The organism is Streptomyces sp. WG5, from assembly GCF_049974565.1.
Classification (GTDB): Bacteria; Actinomycetota; Actinomycetes; order Streptomycetales; family Streptomycetaceae; genus Streptomyces.
Genome location: NZ_JBNGGC010000002.1, coordinates 248,900 through 275,084, shown reverse-complemented (window position 1 = coordinate 275,084; position 26,185 = coordinate 248,900). Strand labels below are relative to the sequence as shown.

Annotated in this window: 28 protein-coding genes; 14 read left to right on the top strand and 14 right to left on the bottom strand. The window is 72.1% G+C overall.

Annotation, left to right across the window (positions count from 1 at the left end; genetic code table 11):
- Positions 1–116 precede the first annotated feature (116 nt).
- The 3 genes from ACP4IX_RS03185 to ACP4IX_RS03175 all read right to left on the bottom strand — a co-directional run bounded on the left by ACP4IX_RS03185 (position 117) and on the right by ACP4IX_RS03175 (position 3,332).
- Positions 117–845, bottom strand: coding sequence for a S1 family peptidase (locus ACP4IX_RS03185; protein ID WP_426520114.1), 729 nt, complete (start codon positions 843–845; stop codon positions 117–119).
- Positions 846–1,034: 189 nt separating this feature from the next.
- The gene (locus ACP4IX_RS03180; RefSeq protein WP_426554695.1) at positions 1,035–2,444 is read right to left on the bottom strand and encodes a cytochrome P450; all 1,410 of its coding nucleotides are present in this window, start codon (positions 2,442–2,444) and stop codon (positions 1,035–1,037) included.
- A 135-nt stretch (positions 2,445–2,579) separates the two neighbouring features.
- Positions 2,580–3,332 (bottom strand): sulfite exporter TauE/SafE family protein, encoded by a 753-nt coding sequence (locus ACP4IX_RS03175; protein ID WP_426520322.1) that lies wholly within the window; start codon positions 3,330–3,332, stop codon positions 2,580–2,582.
- Positions 3,333–3,664: 332 nt separating this feature from the next.
- On the opposite strand from ACP4IX_RS03175, the gene ACP4IX_RS03170 reads away from it, so the two are divergent.
- From ACP4IX_RS03170 to ACP4IX_RS03145, 6 genes are all read left to right on the top strand, one after another.
- Positions 3,665–4,837 carry an ATP-binding protein gene (locus ACP4IX_RS03170; protein WP_426520118.1) on the top strand — a complete coding sequence of 391 codons (1,173 nt, stop codon included), beginning with the start codon at positions 3,665–3,667 and terminating at the stop codon, positions 4,835–4,837.
- Complete coding sequence (locus tag ACP4IX_RS03165; RefSeq protein WP_426520120.1) at positions 4,834–5,235, top strand: roadblock/LC7 domain-containing protein; 402 nt, start codon at positions 4,834–4,836, stop codon at positions 5,233–5,235. The genes ACP4IX_RS03170 and ACP4IX_RS03165 overlap by 4 nt, the downstream gene beginning before the upstream one ends.
- Positions 5,232–5,612 (top strand): DUF742 domain-containing protein, encoded by a 381-nt coding sequence (locus ACP4IX_RS03160; protein WP_426520122.1) that lies wholly within the window; start codon positions 5,232–5,234, stop codon positions 5,610–5,612. Before ACP4IX_RS03165 ends, ACP4IX_RS03160 begins: the two co-directional genes overlap by 4 nt.
- The gene (locus ACP4IX_RS03155) at positions 5,587–6,180 is read left to right on the top strand and encodes a GTP-binding protein (RefSeq protein ID WP_426520124.1); all 594 of its coding nucleotides are present in this window, start codon (positions 5,587–5,589) and stop codon (positions 6,178–6,180) included. The genes ACP4IX_RS03160 and ACP4IX_RS03155 overlap by 26 nt, the downstream gene beginning before the upstream one ends.
- Positions 6,181–6,196: 16 nt before the next feature.
- Complete coding sequence (locus ACP4IX_RS03150; RefSeq protein ID WP_426520126.1) at positions 6,197–7,546, top strand: cytochrome P450; 1,350 nt, start codon at positions 6,197–6,199, stop codon at positions 7,544–7,546.
- A gap of 207 nt (positions 7,547–7,753) precedes the next feature.
- A complete protein-coding gene (locus tag ACP4IX_RS03145; RefSeq protein WP_426520128.1) occupies positions 7,754–8,881 on the top strand; it encodes a tryptophan dimethylallyltransferase family protein in 1,128 nt (375 codons plus the stop codon).
- A 100-nt stretch (positions 8,882–8,981) separates the two neighbouring features.
- Here the strand turns inward: ACP4IX_RS03145 and ACP4IX_RS03140 are convergent, their stop codons facing one another.
- The 3 genes from ACP4IX_RS03140 to paaI form a co-directional block, all read right to left on the bottom strand.
- On the bottom strand, positions 8,982–10,280 hold the full coding sequence (locus ACP4IX_RS03140; protein ID WP_426554694.1) for a flavin-containing monooxygenase: 1,299 nt from the start codon (positions 10,278–10,280) through the stop codon (positions 8,982–8,984).
- Between the two features lie 133 nt (positions 10,281–10,413).
- Entirely contained in the window at positions 10,414–11,760 is a 1,347-nt protein-coding gene (gene paaK, locus ACP4IX_RS03135) for a phenylacetate--CoA ligase PaaK (protein WP_426554693.1), read from the bottom strand.
- On the bottom strand, positions 11,757–12,170 hold the full coding sequence (paaI, locus tag ACP4IX_RS03130; protein ID WP_426520324.1) for a hydroxyphenylacetyl-CoA thioesterase PaaI: 414 nt from the start codon (positions 12,168–12,170) through the stop codon (positions 11,757–11,759). The genes paaK and paaI overlap by 4 nt, the downstream gene beginning before the upstream one ends.
- A gap of 226 nt (positions 12,171–12,396) precedes the next feature.
- Between paaI and paaA the strand changes: the two genes are divergently transcribed.
- From paaA to paaE, 5 genes are read left to right on the top strand one after another with little or no spacing between them, the layout of a single operon-like run.
- Positions 12,397–13,374, top strand: coding sequence for a 1,2-phenylacetyl-CoA epoxidase subunit PaaA (gene paaA / locus ACP4IX_RS03125; protein WP_426554692.1), 978 nt, complete (start codon positions 12,397–12,399; stop codon positions 13,372–13,374).
- Positions 13,371–13,664 (top strand): 1,2-phenylacetyl-CoA epoxidase subunit PaaB, encoded by a 294-nt coding sequence (gene paaB, locus ACP4IX_RS03120; RefSeq protein WP_426520136.1) that lies wholly within the window; start codon positions 13,371–13,373, stop codon positions 13,662–13,664. The genes paaA and paaB overlap by 4 nt, the downstream gene beginning before the upstream one ends.
- 9 nt (positions 13,665–13,673) lie before the next feature.
- Complete coding sequence (gene paaC, locus ACP4IX_RS03115) at positions 13,674–14,501, top strand: 1,2-phenylacetyl-CoA epoxidase subunit PaaC (protein ID WP_426554691.1); 828 nt, start codon at positions 13,674–13,676, stop codon at positions 14,499–14,501.
- Complete coding sequence (gene paaD, locus ACP4IX_RS03110) at positions 14,495–15,010, top strand: 1,2-phenylacetyl-CoA epoxidase subunit PaaD (protein WP_426520140.1); 516 nt, start codon at positions 14,495–14,497, stop codon at positions 15,008–15,010. The genes paaC and paaD overlap by 7 nt, the downstream gene beginning before the upstream one ends.
- The gene (paaE, locus tag ACP4IX_RS03105; RefSeq protein WP_426520142.1) at positions 15,010–16,134 is read left to right on the top strand and encodes a 1,2-phenylacetyl-CoA epoxidase subunit PaaE; all 1,125 of its coding nucleotides are present in this window, start codon (positions 15,010–15,012) and stop codon (positions 16,132–16,134) included. Before paaD ends, paaE begins: the two co-directional genes overlap by 1 nt.
- A gap of 254 nt (positions 16,135–16,388) precedes the next feature.
- Here the strand turns inward: paaE and ACP4IX_RS03100 are convergent, their stop codons facing one another.
- The 3 genes from ACP4IX_RS03100 to ACP4IX_RS03090 form a co-directional block, all read right to left on the bottom strand.
- The gene (locus tag ACP4IX_RS03100; RefSeq protein ID WP_426554690.1) at positions 16,389–17,294 is read right to left on the bottom strand and encodes an aminoglycoside phosphotransferase family protein; all 906 of its coding nucleotides are present in this window, start codon (positions 17,292–17,294) and stop codon (positions 16,389–16,391) included.
- A 79-nt stretch (positions 17,295–17,373) separates the two neighbouring features.
- Positions 17,374–17,958: a tellurite resistance TerB family protein gene (locus ACP4IX_RS03095; protein WP_426554762.1), complete on the bottom strand. Its 585-nt coding sequence runs from the start codon at positions 17,956–17,958 to the stop codon at positions 17,374–17,376.
- Between the two features lie 338 nt (positions 17,959–18,296).
- Positions 18,297–18,512, bottom strand: a complete 216-nt coding sequence (locus ACP4IX_RS03090; RefSeq protein WP_426554688.1) for a winged helix-turn-helix transcriptional regulator — start codon at positions 18,510–18,512, stop codon at positions 18,297–18,299.
- Positions 18,513–18,792: 280 nt separating this feature from the next.
- On the opposite strand from ACP4IX_RS03090, the gene ACP4IX_RS03085 reads away from it, so the two are divergent.
- On the top strand, positions 18,793–19,674 hold the full coding sequence (locus ACP4IX_RS03085) for an SDR family oxidoreductase (protein WP_426520328.1): 882 nt from the start codon (positions 18,793–18,795) through the stop codon (positions 19,672–19,674).
- A gap of 184 nt (positions 19,675–19,858) precedes the next feature.
- Here the strand turns inward: ACP4IX_RS03085 and ACP4IX_RS03080 are convergent, their stop codons facing one another.
- Entirely contained in the window at positions 19,859–20,299 is a 441-nt protein-coding gene (locus ACP4IX_RS03080; RefSeq protein WP_426554687.1) for a hypothetical protein, read from the bottom strand.
- A 173-nt stretch (positions 20,300–20,472) separates the two neighbouring features.
- On the opposite strand from ACP4IX_RS03080, the gene ACP4IX_RS03075 reads away from it, so the two are divergent.
- Positions 20,473–21,402: a GNAT family N-acetyltransferase gene (locus tag ACP4IX_RS03075; RefSeq protein ID WP_426520148.1), complete on the top strand. Its 930-nt coding sequence runs from the start codon at positions 20,473–20,475 to the stop codon at positions 21,400–21,402.
- 115 nt (positions 21,403–21,517) lie between these two features.
- Here ACP4IX_RS03075 and ACP4IX_RS03070 read toward each other — a convergent pair whose 3' ends face one another.
- Positions 21,518–21,880, bottom strand: coding sequence for a hypothetical protein (locus ACP4IX_RS03070; RefSeq protein ID WP_426520150.1), 363 nt, complete (start codon positions 21,878–21,880; stop codon positions 21,518–21,520).
- A 104-nt stretch (positions 21,881–21,984) separates the two neighbouring features.
- On the opposite strand from ACP4IX_RS03070, the gene sigJ reads away from it, so the two are divergent.
- A complete protein-coding gene (gene sigJ, locus ACP4IX_RS03065) occupies positions 21,985–22,905 on the top strand; it encodes an RNA polymerase sigma factor SigJ (protein WP_426554686.1) in 921 nt (306 codons plus the stop codon).
- 113 nt (positions 22,906–23,018) lie between these two features.
- Here the strand turns inward: sigJ and ACP4IX_RS03060 are convergent, their stop codons facing one another.
- The 3 genes from ACP4IX_RS03060 to ACP4IX_RS03050 all read right to left on the bottom strand — a co-directional run bounded on the left by ACP4IX_RS03060 (position 23,019) and on the right by ACP4IX_RS03050 (position 26,151).
- Entirely contained in the window at positions 23,019–23,720 is a 702-nt protein-coding gene (locus ACP4IX_RS03060; protein ID WP_426520154.1) for a GntR family transcriptional regulator, read from the bottom strand.
- Positions 23,721–23,863: 143 nt separating this feature from the next.
- Positions 23,864–24,601, bottom strand: coding sequence for an aspartate/glutamate racemase family protein (locus ACP4IX_RS03055; RefSeq protein WP_426554685.1), 738 nt, complete (start codon positions 24,599–24,601; stop codon positions 23,864–23,866).
- Between the two features lie 62 nt (positions 24,602–24,663).
- A complete protein-coding gene (locus ACP4IX_RS03050) occupies positions 24,664–26,151 on the bottom strand; it encodes an NCS1 family nucleobase:cation symporter-1 (RefSeq protein WP_426554684.1) in 1,488 nt (495 codons plus the stop codon).
- Between the last annotated feature and the right edge of the window lie 34 nt (positions 26,152–26,185).

The following is a 26,185-nucleotide window of genomic DNA, read 5'->3' as shown; positions in this document are numbered from 1 at the left end:
CGTCGGCGTCCGGCCGGTGCCGACGGCGGGCACCGGGTCCCGCGCCTGCCTCCGCCGGGACGGAGAAAGGTCGCGGTCGGGCCGGACGCCGGTGCGGTCCTCGGGGCGGGAGCGGGTCAGACGCCCGCGACGGACTGGATCCACGAGCGGTAGGCGGTCACGTTCGTGTACGCCGTCGTGGTCTGCCGGTCGCTGGTCGAGGCGACGCCCACCTGGATGCCGCCGGCCATCATCGGGCCGCCGGAGTCGCCGCCCGCGGTGATGCCGTCGACGGGACGGGCGCAGATCGCCGAACCGTAGTAGGCGTCGCGGCAGCCCTGGGTCACGCTCACGTTCGCGACCTTCAGGTACGGGGACTGGCAGTTGATCTCCGAGCCGCACCGGGAGGTGGCACCCCAGCCGTAGACCTGTACGGTCTGGCCGACCCGCACCGTGCCCGGCTGCCCGAGCTGTGCGTAGGAGGCGGAGACGGAGCGGTCGAGCCGGACCAGCGCGAGGTCCGACGAGGAGTGGGTGACGGTCCGGACGCCGTTCGCCACGGTGCCGCCGGACCGCTGGTCGAGGCTGCCGATGCGGAAGGAGAGTCCTCCGCCGCTCACGCAGTGCTTGGCGGTCAGGATCCAGGTGGGGGAGATGATGGTCGACGAGCAGGTCTGGGTTCCGTTGGAGAACAGCCGGGCGGCCCAGGGGGCGTTCTGCGCGTAGCCGCCGCCGATGATCGGCTGGGGGCCGCCGTCACCGGGCCGCGGCTCGGCGGCGGAGGCGCTCGGCGCGAGCGCGAGGGCGGACAGCAGTGCTGCCAGGACAGCGGCCGTCAAGGTGGGGACGAGTCTGGATATGCGCAAGGCTCCTCGATTCCGACGACACGCGTGGGAGCGCGTGGTGATGTGTGGGGCGCCGCTCAGCATGTCCGGCGGGGATCCGGGGCCACCAGTCCCGACTTCTCATAACGCGCCGTTATGCCGAGGGGCCCGGGCCGGGCGCCGGGTCCGGGCCGGCCGTCGGTGCCTGCCGGCCGGCCCGGCACCTCGGTTTCAGTCGGCGGCCGGGGCCGGGGAGTCCTCTCTGCCGCGCACGGTCATCAGCAGGGTGCGGGGCCGGACGGTGGCCGCGGCGACGGGCCGTACCACCTGGCCGGGGGCGAGTTCGAGCCGTACCCGCCGGGTGATCGTGGCGAGGGCGGTGACGAGTTCGGTGAGGGCGAACCGGTCACCGATGCACTTGTGCTTGCCCGCGCCGAAGGGCAGGAACGCGTGCGTGGGGCGGGGCTGGTCGCTGTCCAGCCAGCGGTCGGGGTCGAAGCTCAGCGGGTCCGGGAACAGGCGCGGATCGCGGTGGAGGGCATGCTGGCAGTAGGCGAGTTCGGTCCCGGCGGGCACGGTCCAGGGACCGAGCCGGGTCTCGGTGACGGTGCGGCGGGTGACGAGCCACCCGGTGTGGTGCAGCCGCAGGGTCTCGTCGACGACCCGTCCGAGGTACGGCAGCCGGCCCAGGTCGTCGGACGTGACCGGCCGGTCGCCGAGGACGTCGTCGAGTTCCCCCAGGACCCGCGCCTCGACCCCGGGGTTCCGGGCGAGTTCGTACAGCACCCAGGACAGCACCGAGGCGGTGGTCTCGGTGCCGGCCACGGCCAGGGTGAGGATCTCGGAGGAGATCTGGTGCCCGGTCAGCGGCCGGCCGGTCTCCTCGTCGGTGGTGCGCAGGAGCAGGGACAGCATGTCGCCGGTGTCGTGGCCGGAGGCCTGGAGGTCGGTGACGGCCCGGTCGACGGTGGCCCGTACGGCGTCGCGCGCGGCGGTGAAACGGCGGTTGACGGGCAGCGGCAGCCGCTCGATCCAGTCGGGCAGCATGACGCGGGCGCCGACGCCGTTCATCACGACGGAGAGGTCGGCGCGCAGCCGGCGGAAGGTGGCCTCGTCGAGGCTGCCGGAGAACACGGTCTTGGCGAGCATGTTCAGACTGAGGCCGACCATGGCCTCGCGCACGTCGAGTCGCTGCCCCGGCGCCCAGCCGTCGAGGGCGGCCTCGGTCTCGCCGCGCATGATGTCGACGTAGCGGGCGATCCGGTCGCGGGCGAAGGCCGGTTGGAGCTGACGTCGTCTGCGGACGTGGGCCTGGCCGGCGGCGGTGACGACGGAGTCGCCCAGCAGCTGGCCCATCTTCTCGAAGAACCGGCCCTTGTCGAGGTTCGGTCCGAGGTCGGTCAGCATGGTGCGGATGAGGTCGGGGTCCTGGACGACCAGGGTGCGGGTGCCGGGCTGGAGGGTGATCTCGACGAGCGGTCCGTAGGCGGTGCGCAGTGAGGCGATGAAACCGAGGTTGTCACGCAGGAGTTGTACCGCGTGTCCCAGAAGCGGCAGCGAGCCCGCTGCCCTGGGTATGGGGGGAGGCGCTACGAGCGTCACGAGGGTGGGTCCCTTCGAGTCGATCCTGGGCGCCTCCATGGCTTCCCTGATCGCTCCCCGGGGCAATCCGCGCGACGGGGTGGTGTATCCCACGCGCCCTGCCCGCGCGGTCACGGTGTGAGGGAACAAGCGGCGGGGAAGATTCCACTTTTCTCCGCCCCTCGGGCCGCCGGGTCAGCGGAGCAGCAGCTGCACGAGGGCGACGGTGCCGACCGCCACGACCAGCGTCCGCAGGACCACAGGGCTGAAGCGCCGGCCCACCTTGGCCCCGCTGTAACCGCCGAGGGCCGAGCCGACGGCGATGAGCGCGACGGCCGTCCAGTCGAAGTCCGCGGCGAAGAGGAAGAAGAGTGCGGCGACGGTGTTGACGAGGGCGGAGAGCACGTTCTTGACGGCGTTGAGGCGTTGCAGGGACTCGTCGAGGAGCATGCCCATCAAGGACAGGTAGATGATCCCCTGCGCGGCGGTGAAGTAGCCCCCGTAGACGCTGGCGAGCGTCAGGCCGGTGAACAGCAACGGGCCGCCGTCACGGCGGGGGGAGGCGCCGGTGCGTTCGCGGCGGCGCTGCACCAGCCTGCCGAGCCGGGGCTGGAGCGCCACCAGCACCAGGGCCAGTCCCACCAGGACCGGCACGATCGTCTCGAAGGCGTCGGGGGGCAGGGACAGCAGCAGAGTGGCGCCGGTGAGACCGCCCAGCAGCGCCCCGAGGCCCAGTTTCAGGATGCGCCGGCGCTGGCCGCTCAGTTCCTTCCGGTAGCCGATGGCCCCACTGATGGAACCGGGGATGAGCCCGAGCGCGTTGGAGACCGTGGCGGTGACGGGCGACAGTCCCGTGGCCAGCAGCACCGGAAAGGTGATCAGCGTTCCGGAGCCCACGACACTGTTGATGGCGCCGGCCCCGAAGCCCGCCGCGAACACCGCGGCCATGGCTTCCGGCGTCACGCCGCGCCGTCCCACGCCGGCCCCGGGCCCGGCCGGAAGGTGTCGTGTGCATCTTTCACGGGGTCGACTGTACCCACCGTCCAGGAGCGGCCGCGCACCGGTCCCCAACCGCTGCTGAACGAGCGTTTCTTGACGTCAATTCACCTGATCATGCGGTGATACGATCACCGCGTTTGCGGAGCGGGCGGATGGGTGAAACACGGCATCCCCGACTTCAGGGACAGCCTGGGCAGCCTCCTCGGTGCGGGCAGTCCACCGGGCCGCCCGCGTAGACGGGAACTCAGCAAGCCGGCCTTCAGTCGCCTGAAGAGAGTCTTATGACGGAATACATAGGGAACCCATTGCTCTGGGTCGCCCTCGTCGCCCTCGTCGCCGCCGCCGCGCTCATCAGCCGCCAGCGCAGGGCGGCGCGAGCTTTGCGGCAGGAGGTTCAAGGGCTCAGGGCCCATTACACAGAGCTGGAGAACGATTACGGCAAGTCCGTGCAGGCGGCGCAGGAACGGGCCGAGGACGAGACGAAGACCGTCCTGAAATCGGCCATGCGGACACTTCAGGGCCTCGCCGCCGAACAGCAGCTGGTCCTGTCCCGGCTGCAGACCAAGTACGGCGACTCGGCGCTCCTCCAGGACCTGCTGGAGATCGACCACACCAACTCGCAGTTCGGCCGGCGTGCCCAGTCCATCGCGGTCCTGTGCGACGGCTGGCTGGGCGGCCGGCGGGACACCGCCTCGGTCTACGACGTGGTACGCAGCGCACAGGGGCGCGTCCGGCACTTCCGCCGGGTGGAGATCCTCTCGCAGGTCGACTTCGGCATCACCAGCCGGGCCGTCGAACCCGTCGCCCTGGCCCTCGCCGAACTGCTCGACAACGCCACCAGCTACTCCAGCCCGGACACCGTCGTCGAGATCAACATCCGGACCGTGCCCAAGGGCATCTGCGTCGTGGTCGACGACGCCGGTGTCGGCATGAGTGACGAGGAGCGCGCCCGCGCGGACAAGCTGCTCGCCACCGAGCGTGCCTCGGGCGTCGCGGGGCTCGGCAATCCGCCGCAGTTCGGCTTCGCGGTCATCGGCCTGCTGTGCGAGCGCTTCGGCTTCGAGGTGTCGGTGGACTCCTCTTCCCCCTACGGAGGTGTACGCGCGGTGGTCCTGTTGCCGCACGAACTGCTCACCGCCATGCCGGAGAAGAAGGCATCCGCCCCGGCCGCCCGGGCCACGGCCCGGCCCGGCCAGGACGGCGGACCGGAAGCCGCGCTCACCTCGTCCCGGACCGACGACGGTCTGCCCCGGCGCCGCCGCAAGCGCCCGATGGCCATCGTGCCCGGCAGCGCGCCCACCCCGCGCTCCGCCGGCCGCTCCGACTCCGAGCAGGCGCAGATCATGGCCGCCTTCCAACGGGGCACGCAGACCGGCCGTGTCACCCGGCCCGAGGAGACGGACCGGACGAGCAGAACACCCGGTGCAAGAAGCGAAGGACATGAGGACTCGTGAACGACGATCTGTCATGGATGCTCGACAGCGCCCTGGAGATTCCCGGGGCCCTGCACGCGGTCCTGATATCCGCCGACGGACTGCTGATGGCCCGGACGCAGGACTTCGACAAGGACGACGCCGACCGGGTCGCCGCCGCGATGAGCGGCGTGCAGTCACTCAGCCGCACCCTCGCCTTCTTCTGTGAGGACCCGAACCACGCGTGGCGGCAGACCCTGGTCGAGTTCGACGGCGGCTGGGTCTTCCTGATCTCCGCCGGCGAGGGCGCCTACCTCGGCGTCTCCGCCTCCCCGGAGGTCGACATGGCGGACATCACCTTCCGGATGCAGCAACTCGTCGCCCAGCTCGGCAAGCGGCTGACGACACCGCCGCGCGAGAACCTCGGCACCCGCTCATGACCGGCCACGACGACGGCTGGGAGCCCGAGGCCCCCGAATTAGTGCGGCCGTACGTCATCACCAAGGGCCGCGGCCTGCCCGACGAGGAGCACCTTTCCCTCATCACCCTGGTCACCGCCTCCGCCGAGGACACGCGGCGGCCGGCCCGGCTGTCCCCCGAAGAGCAGAGCCTGCTGGACCTCTGCTCCGCCGGCTACCTCTCGGTCGCCGAGATCGCCGGCCACTCCCACTTCCCGCTGGGCGTGGTGCGGATCCTGCTGGCGTCCCTCATGGAGGGCGGCCACCTCATGACCCGCCCGCCCGTGGCCCGCGCACGCCTGGCCGACAAGGAAATCCTGGAGGAGGTGCTCAATGGCCTCCGCGCCAAGTTTGGGTGAGCAGGACTACGTACGCGGTGGAGCCACCCAGACCGCGGTCAAGATCCTCGTCGTCGGCCACTTCGCGGTGGGCAAGACCACCCTCATCGGCTCCATCTCCGAGATCGAGCCGCTGTCCACCGAGGAGACGATGACGCAGGCCGCGGAGTCGGTCGACGACCTCAAGGGGGTCCAGGGAAAGACCACCACCACGGTCGCCATGGACTTCGGTCGCCTCACCATCAGCGACCGCGTCGTGCTCTACCTGTTCGGCACGCCGGGTCAGCAGCGCTTCGTCCAGATGTGGGAGGACATGGCCCGCGGCGCGCTCGGCGCCCTGGTGCTGGTCGACCCCGAGCGGCTGGCCGACTCCTTCCCCGTGATCGACCTCATCGAGCACTACGGACTCGACTACGCCATCGCCGTCAACCACTTCGACGGCGCCCCGCTGCGCGACGAGCGGGCGCTGCGCGAGGCGCTGGACCTGCTCGGCGACACCCCCGTCGTCACCTGCGACGCCCGGGACGAGAAGTCCTCGGCCGCCGCACTGACCACCCTCGTCCGCTACTTGCTGGACCGCACCCGCTAGGAGCTGGGAGCAGACAATGAACGCCCACGACACCGCCCCGGTGCCGCCGCCCGGGTGCCCGGCACACGGCTCCGGTGCCCGCGTGCCGCTGCACGGCCCGGAGTTCGCCGCCCACCCGCAGGCGTACTACGAGTACCTGCGCCACTACGGGGCCGCCGCACCCGTCGAACTGGCCCCCGGGGTCGAGGCGACGCTGGTCACGGACTACGCCGCGGCGCTCCAGCTGCTGCAGGACTCCGGTTCCTTCCGCAAGGACGCGCGTCGCTGGCGGGCCTTCAACGAGGGCAAGGTGGGCCCGGACAGCCCCGTCGCGCCGCTGCTGGCCTACCGGCCCAACTGCATGTTCGCCGACGGCGCCGACCACCTGCGCCTGCGCCAGGCGGTCACCGACAGCATGGCGCGGGTGGACACCCGCCGGCTGAGCCGCAGCACCGAGCAGATCTCCGGCTACCTCATCTCCCAGTTCGGCGGCCGAGGCTCGGCCGACCTGCTCGGCGACTACGCCAGGCAGCTGCCGCTGTTCGTGTTCAACGAACTCTTCGGCTGCCCCGCCGACATCGGCGACCGCGTGCTGTTCGGCATCTCCGGCATGTTCGACGGAGTCAACGCCGACAAGGCCACCGCCGTGCTGTTCCAGGCGGTGGAGGAGCTGGTCGCGCTCAAACGGAGCAAGCCGGGTGACGACGTCACCTCCTGGCTGATGCGACACGAGGCGCGGCTGACCGACGAGGAGATGGCCCACCAGCTCGCGCTGCTGCTGGGCGCGGGCGCCGAGCCGCTGCGCAACCTCATCGGCAACACCCTGCACCGGCTCCTCACCCACGACCGGTACGCCCGTGAGGGCGGCCTGATCGACGAGGCCCTCGACGACACACTGTGGGAGAACCCTCCCATGTCGAACTACGCGCCGCACTACCCGGCCGCCGACACCGAACTCGCCGGACAGCACCTGCAGGCGGGCGACCTGGTCCTGGTCAGCTTCGCCGCGGCCAACACCGGCCCGGCGCTCAAGGCCTCGCGCCAGGCCGGCAGCAACCGCGCGCACCTGGCCTGGAGCGCGGGCCCCCACGCCTGCCCGTCCAAGGAACCGGCCCGGCACATCACGGTCACCGCCATCGAGCACCTGTTCAACGAGCTGCCCGATGTCGAACTCGCCGTCCCCGAGGACAGCCTGACGTGGCGTCCGGGCCCCTTCAACCGGGCCCTGGCCACGCTCCCGGCCCGCTTCACCCCGGTGCGGTCCGGACGGGGTACCGGCCCGGAGCCGGACACCGGGACGGCCGCGCGGGAGAAGGCGGCGAGCACGGCCCACCCGGCTGAACGCAGCGGCATGTGGAGCCAGTTCCTCAACTGGCTCACCAGGTGACATGCGCAACACCTGTCCAACCTGCCCCTTCCGCATGAAGATCCAACGCGACGGGTAGTGAGCAACGCGGCATTCAAGTTGCTCACGAGTAAAAGGAGGTGTCGTGGACCACATATCCACGGACGCCGCTTTCCCGCCGCCGAACCCCCCGATACCCGCCTCCCCAGGCGGGTATCACTTTGTGCGGCTCCGGCGGGGGCCGGGCCGGTGACCGCCGACACGACGGGCACGGTCCTGCGGGGCACACCGACGCTCGGCGCCCTCACCAGCGGTCAGCTGCGAAGACTCGGCGCGGTCGCCGGCCTGTCCGAGTCCGACGTCGAGACCTACGCCCAGGTCCTGACCGACTCGCTGGGGCCGGTGGCCGAGCGACCGCTGCACCTGCCGCCGCCCACCCGCACCTTCCTGTCCGACGACCACACCCCCGTGGAGTTCTCCCTCTCCTTCCAGCCGGACGCGGCTCCCGCCCTGCGGTTGCTCCTGGAACCAGGCTGCGGCGCAGACAGCCTGGCCCGCAACGGCAGCGTGGGAGCCGAGACGATCCGGGCGATGGCACGGCGCTGGAACTTCACCACCGGCCCGCTCGACGACCTCCAGGACCTCTTCCTGCCACCCGCCCCGCAAGGCCCGCTGGCCCTGTGGTGCGCCCTGGAACTGAGACCCGGCGGTGTTCCCAAGGTCAAGGTCTACCTGAACCCGGCAGCGAACGGCGCGGAACGTTCCGCCGCAACGGTGCGCGAGGCGCTGCACCGGCTCGGCCATCAGAGGGCGTTCGCCGGCCTGCCGAAGGGCAGCGGATACCCGTTCCTCGCCCTGGACCTGGGGGACTGGGAGGAACCCCGGGTGAAGGTCTACGTGCGCCACGACAACCTCACGGCCGGCCAGGCCGGGCGGTTGTCCCGCATGGACCCGGGCCCCGGCCCCGCGGGCATCGAGGGCTTCTTCCGCACGGCCGCGGGCCTCGGGCCCGACGCCACGGGGCTCAGCGGGCGGCCCGGCCTGTCCTGCCACTCCTTCACCGACACCGCCGCCGCCCGGCCGAGCGGCTTCACTCTCCACATCCCCGTCCGGGACTACGCCCGGCACGACGGGGAGGCCCTGGCACGGGCGGCGAGGCTGCTGCGCCACCACGGCATGGACGCCTCGGCGCTCGTGCGCGCCCTGGCCGCCGTCACCGACCGGCGGCCCGAGGACGGCGTGGGGCTGATCGCCTACCTGGCGCTGGCCCACCAGCAGGACCGCCCGCCGCGGGTGACGGCCTACCTCTCCTCGGAGGCGTACGCGGTCAGGCCGCCGGTCGTGGAGGCTGTCCGCCGTCCGGTGGCGGTGCGCTGAGCGGACCGCCCGGACACCACAGGGCTCCCGGTGGAACGTACCGGGAGCCCTGGTCACGGAGGCGGTGGCCGCGCACCGCCAACGGCGCCCGGCGGGACGGCTACACGGGCAGCGACTCCCGGAACTCCGCCAGATACGGGCCCACGTCGACCTGGATCGAGGCGCCCTGCGTCCGGCCGTAGCGCTGGACGATGGCGGCGAGGTAGGTGCCGATCTCCTCGCGCATCTCGTCCGCCGCGGGCAGCTCGGCCTCACCGTCGATGATCCGCGCCACCCACTGTGCCTGGGCCTCCACCAACCGGGTGATCGCGCCCACCGGCCGGACCAGTCCGACGAAGTACAGGCCCGGCCGGTCGGCCGGGACGACCCGTCGGTACAGCTCGACCGAGCCGTCCGCCGCCACCGGGCAGCCGGCCGGGAGGAAGGGGAAGGTCATGTGGAAGCCGGTGCAGTACACGACCGCGTCCGCCGCCACCCGGGTGCCGTCGGTGAAGACGACCCGGTCGCCGTCGAAGGAGCCGATCGCGGGCTTCGGGGTCACGGCGCCGTGCCGGATCCGGCTGAGGATCTCGTCCGAGAGGGTCGTGGCGGAGGAGAAGAGCGGATGGTCGGGCTCGGGCAGTCCGTAGTCCGCCAGCCTGCCGCGCGCGACGTGCAGGGCCTCCTCGGCCCACTGGCGCCGCTCGGCGAAGGACATCTCGTTCCACCACGGCGCTTCGGCGATCTCGTCGAGCGACTGCCCGTACAGCTGCTTGGGCACGATGTGCAGTCCCCGGCGCACCGACAGCACGGTCTCGGCGGCATGCCGGGAGAGGTCCGCGGCGATGTCCACCGCCGAGGCGCCGAGGCCCACGACGACGACACGCTGTCCGGCGAAGTCGCGGCCGTCGCGGTAGTCGAGGGAGTGCAGGATCCTCCCGGTGAACGCATCGGAACCCGCCGGAAGAGGGTCGGGCAGCGCGGGGTCGGTGTGGTGTCCCGACGCGACGATCACCTGCTCGAACCGCCGCGACGCCACCGCGCCGTCCGCGTCCCGGCTGACGACCGTCCACATGCCGTCCGGGTCCCGGCCCACGGACACCACCTCGGTCCGCAGCTCGACGTGCTCGCGTATGCCGGCCCAGTCCGCGAAGGAACGCAGATAGGCGGCGACCTGGCTGTGCCGGGGGTAGAGCGGGTACGAGGACGGCATCGGGAAACCGGCGTAACCGGTCAGCTGCTTGGCGGTGTTGAGATGCAGCGACAGATACCCGGGTCCACGCTCTCCGGCCTCCGGCTGACGCCAGATCCCGCCGACGTCGGGAGCCTTCTCCAGGCAGACGAACCCGATGCCACGCTCCTTGAGGGCGCGGGCCACCGCCAGCCCCGACAGACCTGCACCGATCACACACACACGCACGGGATGTACCCCCAGGACGTACTCAATCTCCCCCGATCATGCAGTCACTGCCCATCCACACCTCTCCGCACACCAGTACGGGACGTGAACGGACGTGTCGGTGCTCACGTTTCGTCTCTTCGCAGGTCGGCGGTCACTCCCCGCGCAGATCCCTGACCCGGCGGAGCTTGCCGAGCGAGCGCTCCAGGGTCTCCGGGTCGGTGATCTCCACCTCCACGCTGACGCCCACGCCGTCCTTGACGCCCCGCCCGATCGCCTCGGCGGCGGCCTCGCGCTGCTCGGGACCCGCGTCGGGGCGGGCCTCGACCCGTACGGTCATGTGGTCCATGCGGCCGCGCTCGGTGAGCCGGATCTGGAAGTGCGGGGCGACGCCGGGCGTGCGCAGCACGATCTCCTCGATCTGTGTCGGGAAGACGTTCACCCCGCGCAGGATGATCATGTCGTCGCAGCGGCCGGTGACCTTCCGCATCCGGCGGAAGGCGGGCCGTGCGGTGCCCGGCAGCAGCCGGGACAGATCGCGCGTACGGTACCGGATCACCGGGAGCGCCTCCTTGGTGAGCGAGGTGAAGACCACCTCCCCCTCCTCGCCCTCGGCCAGCGGGGCGTCCGTGAGCGGGTCGACCACCTCCGGGTAGAAGTGGTCCTCCCACACGTGCAGCCCGTCCTTGGTCTCGACACACTCCTGTGCCACGCCGGGGCCGATCACCTCGGACAGCCCGTATATGTCGACGGCGTGGATGTCCATCCGCTCCTCGATCTCGCGGCGCATCTCCTCGGTCCACGGCTCGGCACCGAAGATGCCGACCTCGAGGGACGTGGTGCGCGGATCGACGCCCTGCCGCTCGAACTCGTCGAGCAGGATGAGCATGTAGGAGGGGGTGACCATGATGATCTCGGGCCGGAAATCCTGGATGATCTGCACCTGCCGCGCCGTCATGCCGCCGGAGGCCGGGATCACCGTGCACCCGGCGCGCTCGGCGCCGTAGTGGGCACCGAGGCCGCCGGTGAACAGGCCGTAGCCGTAGGAGATGTGCACCTTGTGCCCGGGACGGCCGCCGGCGGCCCGGATCGAACGGGCGACGACGTCCGCCCACATGGACAGGTCGTTGTCCGTGTAACCGACGACGGTGGCGCGGCCGGTGGTACCGCTGGAGGCGTGCACGCGCCGTACGTCGGCCATGGGGACGGCGAACATGCCGAAGGGGTAGGTGTCCCGCAGGTCGGCCTTGGTGGTGAAGGGGAACCGGGCCAGGTCCGCGAGGCTGCGGCAGTCGTCGGGCGTCACCCCGGCGGCGTCGAACTTCTTCCGGTACAGCTCCACGTTCTCGTAGGCGTGCCGAAGGGTGGTGCGCAACCGGTCGAGCTGCAGCTCCCGGAGCCGCTCCCGGGACAGCCGCTCGGCGTCGTCCAGCAGGTCGTGGGGGAGGGGCGTGCCCCGGCGGGGACCCGGGGCCGCCCCGGTCGTCGGCTCGCTGCTCATCGCGACTCCTTCCTCGTCGTGCCCGGCGTCTCGCGCGCCGTGGTGTCCCGCATGCTGCGGCTGCGTCCGCGGAACTCCGCGATCACCTCTCCGGCGCGCCGCACGGTCACGTCGCAGAGGCCGCTGCGGCCGAACCGGGCCCGCTCCTCGGCACGCGCCACGAGCACGTCGCCCGCACGGGCCGGCGCGACGAACACGATGTCGGCGCCCGCCGCCACGGTCACCGGCCCGTGGCTGTTGCACGCACAGGCGAAGGCGGTGTCGGCGAGGAGGAACAGGTAGCCGCCGTGGGCGATCCCGTGCCCGTTCACCATCGCCGGGGTCACGGTCATACGGAGTACGGCGCTTCCCTCCCCGTGTTCGACCAGCTCGATGCCCAGCCGCCGGGACGCCTCGTCCGCGCAGAACATCACCTCCGTGGGCGACGGCCCAGCGGCCCGCGGCACCTGTCCCCTCACGTGGTCCACCACCTTGTCTCCCGACCGACCATTCGGTTAGCGCATGGCAGGGCCCAGTAATCCAGCGGTGCGGTCGCCCTGTCAAGAGTGTGGCCGACGAGGGCCCCGGGTCTTGCCCGGCACCGGGAAACGCGTCACACTGGTACCGAACGAATGGTCGGTTGGGAAGCTGGTGACGATGACCACGACACACGCCGCCGAGGCACCGCCCCCGGACGGGTTGCAGGAGCACTTCGACGCGACGATCGCGCACGACCAGCGCGTCGAACCGCGCGACTGGATGCCGGACGGCTACCGGAAGACGCTGATCCGGCAGATCGCCCAGCACGCGCACTCGGAGATCATCGGCATGCAGCCGGAGGGCGAGTGGATCACCCGGGCGCCGTCGCTGCGCCGCAAGGCGATCCTGTTCGCCAAGGTCCAGGACGAGGCCGGCCACGGGCTCTATCTGTACGCGGCGGCCGAGACGCTCGGCGCGGACCGCGACGACCTCACCGAGCGGCTCATCGACGGGCGCCAGAAGTATTCGTCGATCTTCAACTACCCGACGCTGAGCTTCGCCGACGTCGGCGTGATCGGCTGGTTCGTGGACGGCGCGGCGATCTGCAACCAGGTGCCGCTGTGCCGCAGCTCGTACGGACCCTACGCGCGCGCGATGGTGCGCATCTGCAAGGAGGAGTCCTTCCACCAGCGGCAGGGCTACGAGCTGCTGATGACGATGATGCGCGGCACCGACGCCCAGCGGGAGATGGTCCAGGACGCGGTGAACCGCTGGTGGTGGCCGTCCCTGATGATGTTCGGCCCGCCCGACGACGCCTCGCCCAACTCGGCGCGGTCGATGGCCTGGAAGATCAAGCGGCACAGCAACGACGAACTGCGCCGCCGCTTCGTCGACATGACCGTCCCACAGGCGGCGAAGCTCGGCGTCACCCTGCCCGACCCGGGGCTGCGCTGGAACGAGGAGACCGGCCACCACGACTTCGGCACCCCGGACTGGGACGAGCTGATGCGCGTCATCAAGGGCGACGGCCCGTGCAACGAGCAGCGGATCCGGCGGCGGCGGACCGCCCACGAGGAGGGCGCCTGGGTGCGCGAGGCGGCCACCGCCCACGCCGCCAAGCAGGCCGCCCGTGCGGAGAAGGGAGCGGCGGCATGACCTCCGGGAAGCAGGGCTGGCCGCTGTACGAGGTGTTCGTGCGCGGCAAGCGCGGCCTCAACCACGTCCACGTGGGCTCGCTGCACGCCGCCGACGACACGATGGCCCTCACCCACGCCCGCGACCTCTACACCCGGCGCAACGAGGGCGTCAGCATCTGGGTCGTGCGCTCCGAGCACATAGCGGCCTCCACCCGCGACGAGAAGGACCCCTTCTTCGCCCCCAGCGCCGACAAGGTCTACCGCCACCCGACCTTCTACGACATCCCCGACGACGTCCCCCACATCTAGGAGCAGGGCATGAGTGACGACCACGTCTACCTGAGCCTGGCCGAGGGGCACGAGGACGACACCCGCTGGGCGTACGGCACCGGCTTCGAGGACCCGCTGCACGGCGTCGACACCACCGTGCCCGAGGGCGTCGACGCCGGTGAACTGGCCGCGGACTGCGTGGCCCTCGCCGACGACGCCCTGGTCAGCGCCCAGCGGCTCGCCGAATGGGTCACCCGCGCACCCGAGCTGGAGGAGGAGGTGGCGTTGGCCAACATCGGCCTCGACCTCCTCGGCCAGGCCCGCCTGCTCTACTCCCGCGCCGGCCAGGCCGACGGCACCGGCCGCGACGAGGACGCCTACGCCTACTTCCGGGACGCCGGCGACTTCCGCAACGTGACCCTGGCCGAACTGCCCGGCGGCGACTTCGCTTTCACCGTCGTGCGGCTCCTGGTCCTCTCCAGCTGGCGCCTGGCCCACTTCCGGCGGCTGGTGACCCATCCCGACCCGGTCCTGTCGGCGGTCGCCGCGAAGGGCGTCAAGGAACTGACGTACCACCGGCAGTGGGCCGCCGAGTGGGCCGTGCGGCTGGGCGACGGCACGGACGAGTCGCACCGCAGGACGCGGGCGGCGCTGGACCAGGTCGCTCCGTACCTCGACGAACTCCACACGGCGTACGACGCACGGGAGGAGGTCGCCGACGACCTGCGCCGGGTCACCGAGGCGGCCGGACTGACCCTGCCGGTGCACCGGCCCCTGCCCGGCCGTGGCCGTACCGGCGAGCACACCCCGCATCTGGCGCCGCTCCTCGCGGAGTTGCAGAGCGTCGCCCGCGCCCACCCGGAGGCGACATGGTGACCGGTGGCCTCGCACCTCTGGACGCCCGCCGCGCGCGGCACATCGCCGAGCAGGTGCCCGACCCCGAGCTGCCCATGCTGACCCTCGCCGACCTCGGTGTGCTGCGCGGCGTCGAGGTGACCGGGGACGGCACCGTGGTCGCGAGCCTCACTCCCACGTACTCCGGGTGCCCGGCGATGGCCGAGATGCGGGCGGACGTCGCCGCCCGCCTGCGGGAGGCGGGGTACGGGCGCGTGGAGATCCGTACGGTCCTGGATCCGCCCTGGACGAGCGACTGGATCACCGGGGCCGGCCGCCGCAAGCTCGCCGAGCACGGCATCGCCCCGCCCGGTGCCGCCCCCCGCGGCCCGGTCGCCCTCGTCCTGTCGCCCACCCGGCCCGCGGTGCCCTGTCCCCGGTGCGGCTCGGCGGACACCGAGGAGACCTCCCGCTTCGCCGCCACGTCCTGCAAGGCGCTGTGGCGCTGCCGGTCCTGCCGCGAGCCGTTCGAGTATGTCAAGGAGATCTGATGGCCCCGACCGCCCCCGCCTCGGCGACCGCGTCCGGCTCGGCGTCGCCGGCGCGCGCCCGCCGCCGTCCCGCCTTCCACCGCCTGCGCGTCGCCGCCGTCCAGCGGCTGTGCGCGGACGCGGCGGCCGTGAGCTTCGAGATCCCGGACGAGCTGGCCGAGGAGTTCGCCTTCGCGCCCGGCCAGTCGCTCACCCTGCGGCGTGAGGTGGACGGCCGGGACGAGCGCCGTTCGTACTCGATCTGCGCGCCGGCCGGCTCGACGCCGCGCATCGGGGTGCGGGTGGTGCCGGGCGGCCTGTTCTCGGCGTGGCTGGTGAGCGAGGTGCGTCCGGGCGACACCGTCGAGGTGATGGCCCCCACCGGACGCTTCACGCCCGACCTGACCGCCCCGGGCCACCACGTGCTGGTCGCGGCGGGCTCGGGCATCACGCCCATGGTGTCCATCGCCGAGTCGGTGCTGGCCGCCGACGACCGCTCGGCCGTCACCCTCTTCTACGGCAACCGCCGCACCGACACGGTGATGTTCGCCGACGAACTGGCCGACCTGAAGGACCTCCATCCGAGCCGCTTCCACCTGGCCCACGTGCTCTCCCGGGAACCCCGCGAGGCGGAGGTGCTCTCCGGTCGCCTGGACGCCGGACGGCTGACGGCGCTCATCGACTCCCTGGTGGACGTGGAGAGCGCGGACCACTGGTGGCTGTGCGGCCCGCAGGGCATGGTCGCCGACGCCCAGCAGGTCCTGACCGGCCTCGGCGTCCCGGCGGACCGGGTCCACCGGGAGCTGTTCCACGCCGACGACGAGCCCGCGCGGGAGGTGCGTCACGAGGAGGCCGGCCCGCGGGGACCCGTCAGCGAGGTCACCGTCGTGCTGGACGGCCGCGCCACGACCTCCGCCCTCTCCCGGGAGCGGTCGGTCCTCGACGGCGCCCAGCAGACCCGCCCCGACCTGCCGTTCGCCTGCAAGGGCGGCGTATGCGGCACCTGCCGGGCCCTGGTCACCGACGGCAGCGTCGACATGCGCCGCAACTACGCGCTGGAAACGGCCGAGGTCGACGCCGGCTACGTCCTGACCTGCCAGTCGTACCCGGTCTCCGAGAAGCTGACCGTGGACTACGACAGCTGAGTGGGCGTCATCCTCTTGTGCCTTGGCTTCAGGCGGGGCCGGCACGGCCATCGCCGCTTCCTGCGGTGCCGCCGACACGGGGGGCACGGGGAACGGCGGCGTCGGTTCCTACGAGCCCGGTCTCCGTCCCGCGCCGTTCGCCTCGCGGGAGTGGCCGCGGCCGGGCGGACTCGGCCTGCCCGTCACGACCGCCGTGCGGGAGCCGGCCCGGAAGCCCGGCCGAGGGTGTGAGGACCGCGCCGTGAGAGGCTTGCTCAGCCGTCCTCCGACAGCACCGCCCGGATCACGTGCCGGGCGTTGCCGGCCATCGCGGCGTTGGTCTCCCGGTAGTACGGCAACGCGATCAGTGCCTGCGACAGGGTCCGCCCCCGGCCGCGTCTCCACGTCGCCTCGTCCACACCGAGCGCCTCGCGGAAGACCTTCCTCGCACCGGCCGGCAGCAGATTCCACGCCGGGAAGAGGTCGCAGGCCGGGTCGCCCACTCCCGTGCACCCGAAGTCGATCACCGAGGACAGCCTGCCGCCGTCCACCAGCAGATTGCCCGGCATCAGGTCGGCGTGCAGCCAGACCGGCGGCCCGTCCCACGCCGGTGCCCGCAGCGCGTCCTCCCACACCGCGGTCAGGGCGTCGCAGTCGAAGCCTTCCTCGGGCAGAGCGCGCAGTTCCCCGATCGCGGCCCGCGTCGGCTCGTCGAGCGTGGCGAGCGGGCCGCCGCGATGGGCCCACGGGGCGCCCGGCAGGGTGACCCGCCGCATCGCCGCCACGAACCCGGCCAGATCCCCGGCCAGCAGCGCGGGTTCGCTCAGTGCCCCGGCCTCGGGGGTCTCCCCGGGCAGCCACCGGTACACCGACCACGGCCACGGATACCCCTCGGCCGGCTCGCCGTCCCCGAGCACCTCGGGGACGGCGGTGGGCAGAAGGGGCGCCAGGCGGGGCAGCCACTTCCGCTCCGCCAGCACGTCCCCGGCGCCGCCCTCGACCAACGGCAGCCGTACGACCATGTCGTCGCCGAGCCGGTACATCGCGTTGACGCTGCCGCCGGACGGGAAGCGCTCGACGGGCAGTCCCCTCCACTGCGGGAACCGTCCCTCGACCAGCCGCCGCACGAGACGGGCGTCGAGAGGGTACATGCCCGGATGCATCTGCTGCCCTGAACTCATGGACCCCATCCGAGCCTTCGACGCCGACGGCCGTCAAACGCTTTCCCGTCCGCGAGTTCCCGTGCGCGAGCGGACGGGATCAGACGCCGAACTCCGAGGGCGGCACGCCGAGCGCGGTGCAGGCCTCGCGGATCGCGTACTGCTCGGAGGGCTCGAAGACGCCGTCGGCCCCGGCGATGACCATGCCGGTCTGGATGACCGCCCGGGCCTCCGCGGGCTTCTTGGCGGCCTTGGCGATCACCTGCAGGGCCTCGCTCTTGCCCAGCTCGAAGTTGCCGACGAGCCGGTCCACATGCTGGTTGAACCGCTGGCGGAGCTGGTCCGCCGGGAAGTTCTGCAGGACCTCGTTGGAGACGATCAGCTCCTCCACGCGCTGCCGCTCCGCCGGTTCCACCTGCCCGTCGGCCGCGGCGACCAGGGCACACATGGCCATGCTGGCGTCCCGGTAGGCGCCGCTCTTGAGTTCGGTCTTGACCGATGCGAGCTGGGTCTTGAACATCCCGATCAGCTGGGCCTTGGAGCCGCCGGAGGACGAGCCCGGCCGGCCGGAACCCTGAGGGCCCTGGTAGCCCTGCTGCCCCTGCCCGGGTCCGCTCGCTCCCCGAGTGCCCTGGGACTGCTGGAAGGTCTTGGCCTGGTCCTTGATCTTGTCCCACATCGCCACTCGTGCCACCTCGGCTTCTGTTGCTGCTGCGTATCCGTCTTGGTCCTCGGCCGCGATTTCTCGCGGCTATCAGGATGAACGCACCCGGGGGCCACGCGGTTCCCGAAAGGCAAAGACCAGGCAAAGTGTCTCACGGCGTAGTGGGCGGCGTGGCCGGGAGCTGACGGCCGGTCGGCTGGGCGAGCGAGCGTGACCTGTGGCCCGGGTGAACACGTCGTCGGTCACTGCAGGGCCCTGCGCGCCGTTCCCCGCTTCCCCCGCGCGCCGCTCCCTGCTTCCCCCGCGCGCCGCCCCCCGCTTCTCCCGCGCGCCGGCGACGCCGAACCGTGCCCCGCCCGTCAGGGGCCGTAGCCGAAGCCGCGACGGGAGGCGTCGTCGGGGCCCAGGTACCGGTGGGTCCAGTCGCCCGTGTGGTGTGTCGTCTCCCGCGGTCCCTGACTCGGTTCCGCGAGGGTGTACCCGACGCGCGGCGGCACGGTGGGACGCACGCACCGCTCCACCAGTCCGTTGCGCTCCAGCATGCGCAGATTCTGCGCCCGCGCCAGGGAGTCCACGCGTGTCAGGTCCCCGTCGTCGACCGGACCCCCGACACGATGCCCCAACCGCTGAGGGCATCGCCCGGGGGGGAAGGCGAACCCAGGGTCCCCGCGGCACCGCCGGCCACCCTGCTCGGCGATCGGCGGCGCTGGACGTGGCTCGTTTGAGTGTCTGCGCTCGGGACAGGCGACTGCTGGGCGCCGCCGGCCGGTGGCGCCGACTGCGCAGGCGATCGTATGGAGGCCAGTGATGGTGGAGAGGAAGGGAACGGGCGACGGACCGCTCGACCGTCCGGCGATGCCCCAGGAGGAGGCGGAGCTCTCTCCGCCCTACCGGTTCCAGCGCCAGCAGCGCCCCGGCCTGGAGGAGCGGATGGAGGTGCGCCCGCGCTACCTCGCCGCCAACTACCGGGGCTCCGGAAAGCTCGCCGGAAAGGTCGCGCTGATCACCGGGGGCGACTCCGGGATCGGCCGTTCGGTCGCCGTGCTCTACGCCCGCGAAGGTGCCGACGTCGCCATCGTCCACCTGCCCGAGGAGCAGAGCGACGCCGACGAGACCAGGGAAGCGGTCGAGAAAGAGGGCGGCACCTGCCTGCTGCTGCCGGGCGACCTGTGCGAGCCGGCCTTCTGCGCGGATGTCGTCGAACGCACCGTCGCGGAGCTGGGCGGCCTGAACGTCCTGGTCAGCAACGCCGCCTTCCTCAACAGCCAGAACAGCCTCTCCGACCTGACCGCCGAGGACTTCGACCGGGTCTTCAAGACGAACGTCTACGCCTACTTCCACCTGGTGATGGCGGCCCTGCCGCACCTCTCCCACGGCGACGCCGTCATCGCCACCGCGTCCGAGGAGGCGCTCAAGGGCAGCGAGATGATGATGGACTACGCCGCCTCGAAGGCAGCTCTGGTCGTCTTCACCAAGTCCATCGCCCCCCACCTCGCCGAGCGCGGCATCCGCGCCAACGTCGTCTCCCCGGGGCCGACCTGGACGGTGCTCAACCTGGCAGGGCAGCGGTTCCCCGACGACTATCTGACCAACCTGGGCAGTTCGTCCCCCATGGGACGGGTCGCCCAGCCGGAGGAGGTGGCTCCCGCGTACGTGTACCTGGCCTCCGACGCGGACTCCAGTTTCACCGTCGGTGAGGTCATCGCCGTCACCGGCGGTCTGACGGACACCCGCTGACACGTCCAGCGCCTCCCTCGCGGCCACGGCGAGCCGCGTGGCGGGCACGCGTGGGCCGCGGGGTACTGCGCCGAACGGGCCCGGCCGCCCGCCCCACCGTCGCCGTGACATCCGTGCCATGGCCGGTCGGGTCCCTCGCGGAAGAAGTCGCCGAGGCGTCCGGCCGGCGGGCGCCCGCCGGTCCCTACCGCGGGCTCGTGCGGGGCCGGCCCCCGTCCCGAGCGCCGGCACGATGGCGGCAGCCCGCGTCGTGCTGTGCGCCCAGAGAGGTCCACCACCGCTCGCAGCACCTGACGCGGAGGGGGACGCGGGCGGCAGCGGGGCGGGTGCACTCCGGGCCGTGCCCGGCGCCGACGGAGCGCTGCCAGAACACGCAGCACACGGGGAGAGAGGTGCTGAGCGGCCGCCGTCGGCGCGGGCGTGCCAGCCGCTCGGCGCGCTGCGCCCGTGCGGCCAGCAGCCGGTGCCCGGCCCGGGCGCGGGCCGCGCACCAGGCGAACACGGCAGCGGCGTACAGGCCGGGCAGGGCGAGCCAGGGGTGGTGGGTGGCCGCGTATCCGGCGGCGGCAAGGAGGAGGGCGGCGGTGGCACGGCACACGCGGGCGGTCCGCAGGCTCGGCGTCACAGGGAACTCCCGTTGGTCGGCGACGGAGAGGGCCTCGGAACCTCCGTATGCCCGCGGTTCGCCGCCCTACGTGCCCGGATCGACGCCGGCACCGGCAAGAGGACGGCCCGTGGACAGCGCGGCCGGCGGAAAACCCGTTGCGGTCCCCCCTCGGCGCACACAACCCTGCCCCCATGTCCCCTGCTGCCCTGCGGTCGGCCACCCTCGCCGACGCCCCCGCCATCACCGACCTCCTCAACGAGATCGACCGGATCGAGATCGGCCGGCCCGAGACCGACCAGCACACCGTCGAAGCCGACCTGAAGAACCCGCGGACGGATCTGGCGCGGGATTCATGGCTGGCCTTCGACGACGGCCGGCTGGTGGCGTACGGGCTGCTGTGGGACGAGTCGGGGGGAGAGCGCATCGACATCGACCACTACGTGCTCCCCGACCACCAGCGGACCGGGCTGCGCGTGCTGGCGGCCATGGAGGCCCGGGCCCTGGCCGGGGCACGAGCCAACGGAGCCGCGCGGGCCGTCGTCCACCTGCACCTCGCCGCCCGGCCCACGACCGACACCGAACTCCTCGAGGCGCGGGGCTGGAGCGTCGTCCGGCGTCATCAGGTACTGCGCCGAGCGGTGGACCCGGCGAGCGACCTCCCGCCCGACGTCCCGGTGGGAGTGCGGGTACGGGCCTGCGCCACCGAGGCGGACCGGATCCGGGTGTACGAGCTGTACCAGCAGGCGTTCGCGGACCACTTCGACTTCCAGCCGCGCGACTACCGGCTCTGGCTGAACGACATTCACGCCGAGGGGCTGGACTGGTCCCTGGTCTGGATCGCCGCCACCGACGACCTGGGCGACGCCGGGTTCCTGCTGGCGCGGGACGACCGCGAGGCCATGGGCTGGATCCGCAGCATCGGTGTCCTGCGCGAGGCCCGAGGCCGCGGCCTGGGCGCGTTCCTGCTCCGCCACGCCTTCGCCCACTTCGCCGCTCGGGGCCGGGACACGGTGGGCCTCGGTGTCGACACCGAGAACGCGACGGGCGCCCCACGGCTGTACGGCCGCCACGGCATGACGGTCCACTACGCCGTCGACACCTGGGAGGCCGTGATCGCCTGACGGCCGCCGAACGCGTCCGTCCGCCGTCACCGACGAGTAACACCCGGCCCAGGCCCTGCCCGGCGGGCCCTGCCACCGTCCCGGGACGCTCTGTCACCGCCCCCGGTGGCGGACCTCAGCGCCGTGCCAGGGCCAGCACGCTCAGTCCGAACATCAGGACACCCAGGGGGAGATGGACCGACGACATGTGGGCGATGCCCACCACGACCTGGACCGAGGCGAGGACGAGGAAGCCGCACGCGTTCCAGATGGGCCGGGGCGAGCCGCCGCCCGGCTTCCACGCCAGCACCGCCGCGAGCACGTACAGCATCGACGCCCCGTACATCACGCGGGCTCCGGCACTGTGCAGCGTCTCTCCGTAGGACGAGGACATCAGCAGTCCGGCGGAGACCGCCTGAAGGAAGATGGTCAGGGTCTGCAGGGCGATCGCGATCCGCAGGAACGAGTAGCGGCGATGTGTCGTTGCCGAGGCTGCCATGTCACGGTCCCCTTCTTTTCCGCCCGGGGGCGGTAGATCGGTAAGGTCTCACCAGCCCGACGACGCGGGCCTGCGAAAGGTAAGGCGAGGAGGCGGTCGGGAGTATGGGGACGGCCGGCGCGCGCACCGATGGGACAGCCGGTGAGCGACGCCAACTGATCAATGTCGCCTACCGGTTGCTCGGTTCACTGGCCGAGTCCGAGGACGCCGTGCAGGAGGCCTACGCGCGCTGGTACGCGCTGCCACAAGGCCGGCGGGACGAGATCGTGTCCCCAGGCGCCTGGCTGACGACGGTGACCGGCCGCGTCTGCCTGGACGTGCTCGGCTCGGCGCGGGCCCGGCGGGAACGCTACGTCGGCGCGTGGTTGCCCGACCCGCTGCCCGACCGCGCCGAGTGGGGGCACGGCCATGGCACCGACCCAGCCGACCAGATGGTCCTGGACGAATCGGTGTCCATGGCCTTCCTCGTCGTCCTGGAGTCGATGACCCCCGCCGAGCGGGTGGCCTTCGTCCTGCACGACGTCTTCCGCTACCCCTTCGCCGAGATCGCCGACGTCCTCGGCCGGACCCCCGCGGCCTGCAAGCAGCTCGCGGCCTCCGCCCGGCGGCGGGCGCGCGGCGCCCGCGCTCCGGCGACCGCGGCCGGGCAGGCCGACGCGGTACGGCAGGTCAGAGCGGCGTGGGAGACCAAGGACATCGCGGCCCTCGTCGACCTCCTCGACCCGGCCGCGGTGATGACCGCCGACGGCGGGGGCATGGCCGGTACCGCCCTACGCCCGATCGAGGGCGGCGCGCGCATCGCCCAGTACATGGCCGCCATCGCCGACAAGGCTCCGGGGCTCGAACTCCTGCAGCGGTCGGTCAACGGTGTGCCGGGCCTGGTGGCCCGGCGTGCCGGCGCCGTCGTGACCGTGGCCTCGTTCGAGGTCGCAGACGGCCGCGTCACCCGGATCTGGGTGGTCCGCAATCCGGAGAAGCTGCGGCCGTGGGTGCGGGACGGCCGGGGCCCGTCCGGCACGTCGTGATGTCGCCACCGCCGTCCGGCCCGCGCGGACGGCCCGGACCGAACGGGCCTTCACCCGGCGCTTCCGTTCGCGGACGGGCGACAGCCCCGCCGGCGCGCCACCGGAAGCCGCGGTCAGGACTCCCCCTGCCCCTGCTTCCGCTCCGGTACCGCCCGGCCCCGGCTCTCCGGCTGCTCCTGGGCGTGGTGTCCCAGGGCAGCGCTGCGGCTCGTCGCCAGGTGGTGCAGGACGAGCGCCTGTACACGCTCGACGTCGCGCTCCGCGATGGCCTGGTAGAGGGCCTCGTGTTCCAGCGCCACGCCCAGCAGGTCGTCGTGCTGGCCCATGAGCCATCGCAGCCGGCTGCGCAGGACGCGTTCTAGCTCGTTGAGCAACTCGTTGGCCGCCAGGGAGATGACCGTCTGGTGGAAGTCGGCCGCCGCCCGGCGGGCCCGTACCGCGTCGCCCGCGCGGGCCGCCGCGAGTTCGGCGTCCACCGTCGCGCGGAGCCTCTCCAGCCCGGCGCGTGTGTGCCGCTGGGCGGCGAGCCGGAAGCCGAGGGTCTCCAGGCCCGAACGGACCTCGTCGAGATCGGCGATGTCGCTGGTGGTGAACTCCCGCACCACCGCCCACGTCCGCGGTCGCGGGGTCACCAGGCCCTCGGACACCAGGGTCTTGAGGGCCTCCCGGACGGGCAGCCGGCTCACGCCGAGTGCCTCGGCCAGTTCCCGCTCGACCAGGCGGCTGCCCGGCCGCCGCGCACCGTCGATGATCTCGTCGCGCAACTGCCGTGTGACCCGCTCGGACTCGGGCATGAAGCCCTGTGACGCAGCCATCGCCGTCCTTCGTCTGTGGTCCCGTTCCGAGTCGCGGACCGCGCCGGTGCGGAGCGTCGGTCGGGCGACCCGTCAGAATACCCCGCGGCCGGCGTGCCCCGTGGCGGGCCGCCGACCGGGGACGTGGGACGGCACCGGATGCGTCACGGGACGCGTCCCCCTGCCTTCGGGGGCCAGTTGACGATCCGCTTGGGGCGCGGACGCGCGTAGGTGCGCACCTTGGACGTGGACAGGCGGAGGCGGACCAGCGACTCGGCGACCGTCACGGCGGCGGTGACCCCGTCGACCACGGGGACACCGGTACGCTCCGCCACGCGTTCGGCGAGACCGGCCATGCCCCCGCAGCCCAGGCAGATCACCTCGGCCCGGTCGTCCTCGACGGCGCGCGCGGCCTGTTCGGTGATGGCGTCCACGGCAGCCTGTCCGTCCTGTTCCAGGTCGAGTACGGCGAGCCCGCTGGCGCGTACGGAGGCGCACCTGGCGCTCAGTCCGGCCACCTCCAGCCGCTCCTCGATCAGGGGCACCGTGCGGTCGAGGGTGGTGACGACGGAGTAGCGGCGGCCCAGGAACTGCGCGGTGCTCGCCGCGGCCTCGGTGATGTCGACGACGGGAACGTCGAGCAGTTCCTGGAGCCCTTCCCGGCCGTGTTCGCCGTATCCCGCCTGGATCACCGCGTTGAAGGGCTCCGGGTGGGCGCGGACGGTCTCCATGACGGCGACCGCGGCGAGGTAGCTCTCGTAGTTGCCCTCGACGGACTCCGCGCCGAAGGAGGGCGTCAGCGGAACGATCTCGGTGCCCGGGGAAGCCGCGCCGGCCGCCTGTTCGCCGATCGCGTCGGTGAGGGACTGCGTGGTGTTGACGTTGACCACGAGGATGCGCATGGATGGGCCTTCTGCTCGGGTGGGCCTTCTGCTCGGGTGGGAGGCCCGCGACGGTGGGGGGACTATTCCGCGGCGACGGCGATGGTCTCGCCGTCCACGTCGCGGATCGGCGAGGCGCGGTCGGCGACGACCGCGTACAGCACGGCGCCGATGATCGCGCCGACGAACCAGGAGAACCCGGCCGCGGCGTGGAAGAAGGGCACCAGGGCGACGACGACGGCGATCGCGGCGCTGGGGACGAAGGCGGCGACGGCCCGCGGGTTGTAGCCGCGGCGGTAGTGGTACTCGGCGCCCGCGTCATCGGTGTAGAGGGCCGGCACGTTGACGCGGGACTTCCGCAGCAGCCAGTAGTCCGCCATGATCACGCCGAAGAGGGGGCCGAGCAGGGCGCCCAGCCCGCCGAGGAAGTAGTTCACGACGACCGGGCTGTTGTAGAGGTTCCACGGCGTGATGACCAGGCCCAGGACGGCGCTCACCAGACCGGCGCGGCGGAAGTCGAGCCGGTGGGGGAAGAGGTCGACCAGGGCGTAGATCGGCGCCACGAAGTTGGCCAGCAGGTTCACCGCCACCGTCAGGGCGATGAGGGCGAGCGATGCGACGGCCAGCAGGAACATGTGGGGGATGGTCCTGACGATGTCCGTCGGGCTGGTGATGACGTGCCCGTCGAGACGGAACTGGGCGCCGCTGAGGACCGCCACGATGCCGGCGAAGAAGAGCATGTTCACCGGGATGCCGATCACGTTCCCGCGGACGATGGAGCCGCGGCTCCGCGCGGACCGGGTGAAGTCGCAGAAGTTCAGGACGAACGTCCCGTAGATCACGACCCACAGGGCGGCGGCCTGCAGTACCTGGAGCCACATCGCGCCGCCGGTGAGCGGCTCACCGTTGGACAGGGAGACCGAGCCGTCCGCCCGGACGAACATCCACACCGCGAGGACGCACATGGTGAGCAGGGTGGTGGGCGCGGCGACGGCCATGTACCGGCGGATCATCTGCATCCCGTAGCTCACGATGAGCACTTGCAGGGCCCACAGGGCCAGGAAGGTGGTCCAGCCGAGAGTCGACTGGCCGAGCAGGGAGTTCGTGTCCAGGCGGGCCAGCCCGGGGAACATCGCCACCAGGAGAGTGCTCAGTACCGCGGCGGCGAGATAAGTCTGGATACCAAACCAGGCAATAGCGACGAGGCCTCGGACGGCGGCCGGGATCTTCGCCCCTTTGACGCCGAACGCGATGCGGCTCATCACCGGGAACGGCACACCCGTCTTGTGCCCCATGAACCCGGACAGCGTCAGCAGCAGGAAGAGCAGGACGGACGCGAGCGCGAAGGCGGCGAGGATGCCCCACACGTTCAGTCCGAGGGCGAACAGTCCGATGGCGAACGCGTAATTGCCCAGGCTGTGCACGTCGTTGGCCCAGAGCGTGAAGACGTTGTAGGCGCCCCAGCGGCGCCCTTCCCTCTTCGTGGGTGCCAGGTCGTACGTGTAGAGGCTGGAGCTGGTGGCGGTGTCGCCGGTCTCCGCGGGCGAGCGGCGGTCTTCCAGGGCAGTCATACGGGACTCCTGGGATCAGGGTGTGGGGAGTCGC